We start from the raw sequence: 8196 nt of genomic DNA on the forward strand, positions 1-8196 counted from the left end.
CAGAGCATCTTAAATCGGCTCCGACAAATCCTGACCGAAAGCCGCAAAAATCCCTTTGTCCGAATCGAGACGGAAGATATTTTAGATCATTAAGCATCATGAAAAACACCTATTACAAAACGGTTACGCCTTCTATTCTACAACTGCATTTCGTATCCTAATTCGATAAAATACCTCTATGAAAAACACTCTATTACGTTTACAAAACATCTCTAAATCGTATGACGATGCCCTCGTTCTCAAAAATATCGATTTAGAGATATACAACGGTGAATTTTTAACCCTTTTAGGACCGAGCGGGTGCGGGAAAACAACCATATTGCGAATCATCGGCGGATTCGAAGAGATCGATAGCGGAACCCTTTTTCTGAACGATGAAGAGATATCCAAACTTCCTCCGAACAAACGAGGGTTCAATACCGTATTCCAAAGTTATGCCCTCTTTCCCCATCTCAATGTCTTCGACAACATCGCTTTCGGTCTCAAAATGAAAAAAATGCCGAAAGAGAAGATAACGCAAGAAGTACAAGACGCACTGGCACTGGTTCAGCTTGGACAGTTCGGGCAGAAAATGGTTCACGAACTCTCCGGCGGGCAGCAGCAGCGTGTCGCCATTGCCCGTGCGATTGTCAACAAACCCTCTATTTTGCTCCTGGATGAGAGCTTGAGCGCTTTAGACTATAAACTCCGCAAAATGATGCAGATCGAACTCAAACAGATGCAGCGGAAACTGGGAATCACCTTTTTATTCGTCACTCACGATCAGGAAGAGGCCCTCAGCATGAGTGACCGTATTGTCGTCATGAATAATGGTAAAATCGAACAAATTTCTACCCCAAAAGAGGTATATGAAAACCCGAAAAATATTTTTGTGGCGAACTTCATCGGACAGACCAATCTCCTCGAAGCGGTATTGATCGATCGGGATAAAGCGTTGTTCGACATCGAAGGCAAAGAAATGGTGTTGGAACATTTCATCTCCAAAACCGCCGCGACCCAATTTACCGTTCTGATCCGTCCCGAAGATTTTCGATGTGAACGAAATCTCGAAGACATCCGTTCAAACAACTATTTTGAAGGGGAACTAAAAGAGATCATTTATAAAGGGGTCACAATCGACCTGATTATCGATCTTAGCGACGGGAAAACCGTCTTCGCCAGCGAGTTTTACAATGAAGACAGCGATGCACTGGAGTATACCGTAGGGCAAAAGCTCTATATCTACTGGAACGACGGATGGGAAAGTATCCTTGAAAACTAAAGCCGGTTGGTTTGGAAAACTTTCCATATTCGGAATATCGTCATGGCTGGTCCTTTTCGGGCTATTGCCGTTCCTACTCGTCTTTATCGCCAGTTTTCTCACACGTGGGGACGAGGAGCTAATCCTCTATACTTTCAGCACTGAGAGTTATCTCAAAATTTTCGATCCGCTTTATCTGGATGTTTTTCTCATCTCGTTTAAACTCTCTGCGATCTCCACGCTGATATGCCTAGTCATCGCATTCCCTTTTGCCTATTTTCTTTCTCAGGTCTCCCGCAAATACACCTCGTTACTGCTGGTACTGACGATCATCCCGTTTTGGACCAGTTCGCTGGTTCGCACGTACGCATTGGTCGTTATTCTAAAAACCAAAGGGGTGATGAACGCCGTTTTAATAGGGATGGGAATAGTTAACGAACCGATCGAAATTATCTACACCGACGTCGCTGTCATTATCGGTATGGTCTATACCCTTCTGCCGTTCATGATTCTGCCGCTGTATGCATCATTCGAAAAGTTCGATAAACGTCTGATCGAAGCAGCGCTCGATCTGGGTGCCGATCGACAAACCGTCATGGTCCGGATTATTATCCCCCTCGTCCTTCCGGGGATCATCGCCGGTATCAGTCTCGTATTTCTCCCCTCTTTAGGGATGTTTTTTATCTCCGATCTCCTCGGCGGTGCGAATGATCTCGTCATCGGGAACTTTATCAAAAATCAGTTTCTCACTTTCCGCGACTGGCCGTTCGGCAGTGTCGCCAGCGTCATCCTGACTTTTCTCATGCTTTTGCTAATTTGGGTCTATTCACTTGCCGATAAAATCAATAAAAAGAAAAACGATGAACTTTTTTAAACGGCTCTATCTTTTTTCGGTCTTCTCTTTTTTATATCTACCGATTTTCATTTTGATTCTCTATTCATTCAACAATTCTAAATACTCCCTCAACTGGAGCGGATTTACGCTGAAATGGTATGACAAACTAATGGAGAACGAGGAGCTGCTCGACGCCGCTATCCACTCGATCATGGTAGCGACAAGCTCCTCGCTTATCGCAACATTACTCGGAAGCATCGGTGCCGTCGCTTTTTTTCGATACACTTTTTCCGGTAAAAAATTGTTAAACGCCATCGTCTTCATCCTCATTATGTCACCCGAAATCGTCATGGGAATCGCATTGCTCATACTGTTCGTACTGCTCAACATTCAACTCGGTTTTACCTCGCTTTTGATTGCCCATATCTCGTTTTCTCTCCCGTTCGTACTGGTTACCGTGATGAGCCGTCTAAGCGGTTTTGACAAAAATATTATCGAAGCCGCCCGTGATCTGGGTGCCGGAGAGATGGATATTTTCACACGCGTCATCCTACCGAACATACTTCCCGCCGTAATCGCGGGGTTTTTACTCAGCTTTACCCTTTCGCTGGATGATGTCATCATCAGTTTTTTTGTGAGCGGAACCGATTTCGAGATCCTTCCGATCAAGATCTTTTCGATGGTACGGCTCGGAGTAAGTCCCGAGATTAATGCCTTATCTGCTATCATGTTCACCTTTACTATCGTGGTAGTCGCACTATCTCAATTTTTAATCAGGGAGAGAATTCAATGAAAAAAATCCTTTCAGGTTTATTGCTGCTCGGGTCTGTGGCATTCGGAGCCGATAACGTATTATACGTCTACAATTGGAGCGAATATCTGCCCCAAAAAGTGATCAAGCAATTTGAAAAAGAGAGCGGGATAAAGGTCAAGTATTCAACGTACGACAGCAATGAAGCGATGTATGCCAAGATCAAAACCGATAAAAAAAGCAGTTACGACATTATCGTCCCTTCCACATACTTCGTCAGCAAAATGTCAAAAGAGGGATTACTCGCTCCGATCGACAAAAGCAAGATTCCCAACTTCAAGAATCTAGACCAAACTCTCCTCTACAAACCGTTCGATCCGAAAAACGACTATTCCGTTCCGTATCTATGGGGAAGCACCGGAATTTCCTACAATTCGGCACTTTTGGGCAAAGGGGCTGTTACCTCTTGGGCCGATCTATGGAATCCGAAATACAAAAAATCGGTTCTCCTCACCGACGATCTGCGCGAAGTATTCGGAATGAGTCTCAAAGTACTCGGATACAGCGCCAACGACACCGATCCCAAACATATCGAACAGGCTTATCAAAAGCTTCTGGCTCTCAAACCCAATGTCAAAGTATTCAATTCCGAGTCTCCTAAACAGGTTTATCTGAGCGAAGAGGTCAAACTCGGTATGAATTTTAACGGCGAAAACTATATGGCAAACCAGGAGTCGCCTGATTTGAAATACGTCTATCCGAAAGAAGGGATCATGCTCTGGGTTGATTCTCTGGTCATTCCGAAAAATGCCAAACATATCGACAGTGCCCATAAATTTATCAATTTTCTTCTAAAACCGGAAATCGGAAAAATCATTTCCGAAGAGATCGGCTACGCGTCTCCGAATGCCGCATCGGTCAAACTTCTTCCTAAAGCGGTACAGTCCAACCGAATCATCTATCCGAATGCTCAGGACCTGAAAAACAGCGAATTCCAAACCGATATCGGCAGTGCCGTCAAAGTGTATGAAAAATACTGGGAACGTTTCAAAGCTCTCAAATAGTATCCGCCGCTATCATCAATTATCCAAAGGTGGGGTATGATTCCCCCACTCTTTCCTAAAGATACCGACCATGCAAAAAGCTTATAATCATATTCTTCTAGTCGTTTTACTCGCAGCGCTTACCTCCGTGACCCCTTTAGCGATCGATACCTATCTTCCTTCCATGCCTGAAATCGCCCGTTTTTTGCATGTCGGAATCGAAAAAATCGAGATGACGATCAGTATCTTTTTACTCTTCTTTGCCGTAGGACAGCTTATCGGAGGGATACTCTCCGACCGTATCGGCAGGCGCAGCACCGCTTTGATCGGATTGTCGCTCTTTGCCGCAGCCGATTTTGCCCTCTTTCTGACCACTACCCTCGAAGAACTCTACCTCTTCCGCGGAATGCAGGCCCTTGCAGGAGGATTGGCCATCGTCAACGCTCCGGCGATAGTGCGCGATCTGTTTCACGGAAAAGAGGCAGCCAAAATCTTTTCGACCATAGCTTCGATTACGATGATTGCACCGATGGTCGCCCCCGCTTTGGGTTCGCTCGTCATCTCCTATTTCTCCTGGAATTACGTCTTCTTGTTCCTGGGCATATACAGCACTTCCGTTTTCCTCATCCTCTTTTTCTACCTCCCCGAAACAGGCTCTAAAACCCGTTCACAGATTGCAGAAGCCTATAAAAGAGTATTGACCCACAAAGAGGCTCTCGGTTATATTCTCGCCCTCTCCTTTTCTTTTTCAGGGATGTTCATTTTTATTGAAAAATCGAGTTTTATCTATATGGAATATTTCCATGTCAGCAAACAGCTTTTCCCTTTCTTGTTCGGCGCTAACGTCCTTGTCATGATTGCGCTGACCCGTTTGAATATCAAAATGGTTCAAACCTATGAGCCCAAAACCATCTTATCTGCCGGGATGACGATCCAGCTGGCAGCGGGAACCGTGCTCTTACTCCTCTCCTTTTCACCCAATCTTCCGGCTGTCTTTTTTGCAATGACAATCTATGTCGGAATACTCGGAATCATTTTCGGAAACGGAATTGCCCTGGCGTTGGAATTCTTCAAAAATGACAGCGGCGTCGCCAATTCCGTCATAGGCGTGACCGAATTTACAATTGCCGGAACCATCGGATTTATCGCCTCTTCCATTCATACCGGAACCTTGATTCCGATATTTGCCATGATGGCGGCAACGCCGTTGCTTGCCCTGTTTTCATTACGGTTATTGCGTCCCTGACGATACCGTGCCTATGCGTATTTATATCGTTTTACTTTTCTCGGTTTTTCCGCTGCTCAGCGCCAATGATATCGCCCAATTACGACTCGATGATTATCGGGATTTTATGAATAAAATATCCTCAAAGCCTAAAATAGTGCAAATCGAACAAGTTAACGCCTATTTTAACCGTATTGTCAACGATTATGACACTCATATATGGGGACAAGAAGACTATTGGGCAACCCCTAAAGAATTTATCGTCAGAGGCGGCGGAGACTGCGAAGATTTCGTATTTGCCAAATATTTTACCCTCAAAGCATTAGGATTTGCTCCCTCTTCCATGATGATCTATATTGTCAAAGTACACAGCGAACGGGACTTTCATGCCGTACTGGGCGTACGTAACGATCGAAACGAGACTCTTATCCTCGACAATCTCAGTTGGAAGGTCCTTCCGATCCAAAAGAGAACGGATCTGCATATCCTCTACGACTTAAACGACCCTCGGCTCAGTAAGGCAACCGATCCGCTCACCCGTCATATCGTTGCCAGCTACCGAAATCTTCTCCAAAAAATCGATAACGGCCAATAATCTGTCGAGAGATTAAAGGGTCATCTGAATCAGACTCTCCGCCCACATCGATAGTTGGTCCTTGGAAAGGGCACTGCTAAAACGGTTCACCTCTTTGGCATTTTTAAAAGCGACTATCGTCGGAAGCATATTGACTCCGTACTGACGAGCCAAATCAGGATCGTTTTGGGTATTGATCTTGATAAAACGGACTTCAAGACCGAATGAAGCGGCCGCTTTTTCATAATCGGGAGCCATTTTCATACACGGTGCGCATTCCGGAGAGTAAAAATCGACCAAAACCGGAATATCATTTTCGAAAATATGCTGATTAAACCCTTGTACATCGCATTCGACCGGAACCGTATCCAAAAGGGAGTGACTGCACGCTTCGCATACGACATTTTCGCGGGTAACTTCATTTTTAACGTGATTGATATGGTTACAACGGACACATACGATCTTAAGCGATTCCATAATACAGGCTCCTAGATAAGTATTTTCGATATCCTTCCGTATGCAAATACCATGCTAACGATTCTGATACGCCGCACAGACATCTATAAGCGGGTGTTGCGAAACCTTTCAGTAAAATACCGAAAATCACTCCAAAGGATCATCATGGCATGGGCAATCGCACGGCATATTTTGGTAAGCACCGAAGCTGAATGCAACGAACTGAAAACACAAATCGAGAACGGAGCCTCTTTTGCCGAGATAGCGGCAGAGCATTCACAATGCCCTTCCGGACGAAAAGGGGGAGATTTGGGACGTTTCACTCCGGGTCAAATGGTACAAGAATTCGACACTGCCGTATTTAACGGTGATGTCGGTGTACTCTACGGTCCGATCAAAACCCAATTCGGCTTCCATCTCCTCGAAGTAACCGCACGCGGATAACGGCATCGATATCTCTGATAGAAATGTCGGAGATTCGTTTCTTTCAACCTGTACGCAATAACTTTTGTCGAAAATAAAACTAAAACAATCTATTTCTGTGATTTATTTGGCTAAAATATCTCAAAGACATCCTTCACATCAGGATGACGCGGTATGATAATACAAAATCAAAACTCTCTTCGATCCACTTATAGCAAGGGATACATACGGTGACAACGGATATTCGCTTCAGTAAACTTTTTAGCACTATATCGTTACAGCGCAAATTATTTTTATATATCGTTGTCGCACTCTCTTTAATTTTTATCGGCAGCGGAATCTTTATCTACAAACTCGTTAATGATACTTTTATCGAATCGGAAAAAAGACATATTGCCATCATCTCCGAATCGCTCTCCGCAAAAGTAGGAGTATGGTATTTTATCAACAATAAAGACGACCGCTTTCTGATGGACGACTTTTTAAACAAAATCCTGACGACGTACAAGCTTGAGTATATTGCGTTTAAAAACAATAAAGGTATTCTCGTATCACAAATCAAAGCTCCTTCCTTTTTGCCTAACGACCCCTACAACATTACCTATACGGCACCGGTTTACAGCCCTGATAACGGAGTATCCAATACCTTGCTCGGATCGATTGAAATTGCTTACGGTCACCATTTGCTGAAAAAACTCTCTTTGAAATATTATGCTATCGGGGTCCTTTTAATTTTTCTCCTTGCCCTTTATTTTTATCTCGAAATGCGCTTACTGAAAGAGCTTTTGACACCTCTGCGCAGAATCGCCAAAGAGATCAAAGGGTATCTTCCAGGCGATAAACTCTCTTTCAACTCGTTTAATACCCATATAGACGACGAGATATCCGAAATCATCAACGGATTTCTCCATATGCAACAAAACATCGACGACGCGATGAAAAAAAGGGCTATCGAAGAAGAAAAAACCAAGATCAAAGATGCGTTTTTGCTCAAGCAGGCCCGTTTTATCGAGATGGGAACGATGATCAATAATATCGCCCATCAATGGAAACAGCCTCTGAACGTCATAGAACTGTGCATCGCCGATTTAAGCATCAAAAGCATGATGGGACCGATCGATCCCGCCTATCAGCAAAAACTCTTCGACGATATGCATTTGCAAATCAGCTATATGTCCAAAACAATCGATATCTTTAAAAACTTTCTCAATGACGGACAAAGTACGAAAAAAATGGAAGTCTTTTCGATCAAAAGAGCCATCGAAGAGACCATGCATCTACTCGGAAGCACCCTGAGCAGCAAAAAAATATCCACGGCGTTCACGCTGGATGAAAAATCGTCCGTCTACGGTTCGATCAATGAAATGGAACAGGTCATTTTGATTATCATCAATAACGCCATCGAAGCCAAAAGTACCCGCATCACCGTCATGTGTATCGCCGGAAAAGAGGAAAATATCATTAAAATATCCGATAACGGAGGTGGATTTTCCCCCAACATCATCGACCATATGTTCGATGCGTATTTCACGACGAAACATCAGTCCCAAGGGACAGGTTTGGGACTCTTTATTGCGAAAATGATCATTGAAATGAAATTTAAAAGATCGGAAGAGCACACGTCTGAACTCCAGTCACATTCCTTTATC

Annotated in this window: 8 protein-coding genes; 7 read left to right on the plus strand and 1 reads right to left on the minus strand. The window is 44.0% G+C overall.

Annotated features, from left to right (window positions below; translation table 11 throughout):
- The first annotated feature begins 178 nt into the window (after positions 1-178).
- The 6 genes from potA (at position 179) to Q0389_RS05820 (ending at position 5689) form a co-directional block, all read left to right on the plus strand.
- Positions 179-1261 carry a spermidine/putrescine ABC transporter ATP-binding protein PotA gene (potA, locus tag Q0389_RS05795; protein WP_298692611.1) on the plus strand — a complete coding sequence of 361 codons (1083 nt, stop codon included), beginning with the start codon at positions 179-181 and terminating at the stop codon, positions 1259-1261.
- Positions 1251-2114: a spermidine/putrescine ABC transporter permease PotB gene (potB, locus tag Q0389_RS05800; protein WP_298692613.1), complete on the plus strand. Its 864-nt coding sequence runs from the start codon at positions 1251-1253 to the stop codon at positions 2112-2114. The genes potA and potB overlap by 11 nt, the downstream gene beginning before the upstream one ends.
- Positions 2101-2868 carry a spermidine/putrescine ABC transporter permease PotC gene (gene potC, locus Q0389_RS05805; protein ID WP_298692615.1) on the plus strand — a complete coding sequence of 256 codons (768 nt, stop codon included), beginning with the start codon at positions 2101-2103 and terminating at the stop codon, positions 2866-2868. Before potB ends, potC begins: the two co-directional genes overlap by 14 nt.
- On the plus strand, positions 2865-3890 hold the full coding sequence (locus Q0389_RS05810) for an extracellular solute-binding protein (RefSeq protein ID WP_298692618.1): 1026 nt from the start codon (positions 2865-2867) through the stop codon (positions 3888-3890). The genes potC and Q0389_RS05810 overlap by 4 nt, the downstream gene beginning before the upstream one ends.
- A 70-nt stretch (positions 3891-3960) precedes the next feature.
- Positions 3961-5115 (plus strand): multidrug effflux MFS transporter, encoded by a 1155-nt coding sequence (locus Q0389_RS05815; protein ID WP_298692620.1) that lies wholly within the window; start codon positions 3961-3963, stop codon positions 5113-5115.
- Between the two features lie 13 nt (positions 5116-5128).
- Complete coding sequence (locus Q0389_RS05820; protein WP_298692622.1) at positions 5129-5689, plus strand: transglutaminase-like cysteine peptidase; 561 nt, start codon at positions 5129-5131, stop codon at positions 5687-5689.
- A 12-nt stretch (positions 5690-5701) separates the two neighbouring features.
- On the opposite strand, the gene Q0389_RS05825 is transcribed toward Q0389_RS05820, so the two are convergent.
- Positions 5702-6145, minus strand: coding sequence for a thioredoxin domain-containing protein (locus tag Q0389_RS05825; protein WP_298692625.1), 444 nt, complete (start codon positions 6143-6145; stop codon positions 5702-5704).
- Positions 6146-6289: 144 nt separating this feature from the next.
- Here Q0389_RS05825 and Q0389_RS05830 point away from each other — a divergent pair, with 144 nt between their 5' ends.
- Positions 6290-6568: a peptidylprolyl isomerase gene (locus tag Q0389_RS05830; RefSeq protein ID WP_298692629.1), complete on the plus strand. Its 279-nt coding sequence runs from the start codon at positions 6290-6292 to the stop codon at positions 6566-6568.
- Positions 6569-8196 lie beyond the last annotated feature (1628 nt).

The sequence above is a fragment of the uncultured Sulfuricurvum sp. genome, assembly GCF_937936435.1.
Lineage (GTDB): Bacteria > Campylobacterota > Campylobacteria > Campylobacterales > Sulfurimonadaceae > Sulfuricurvum.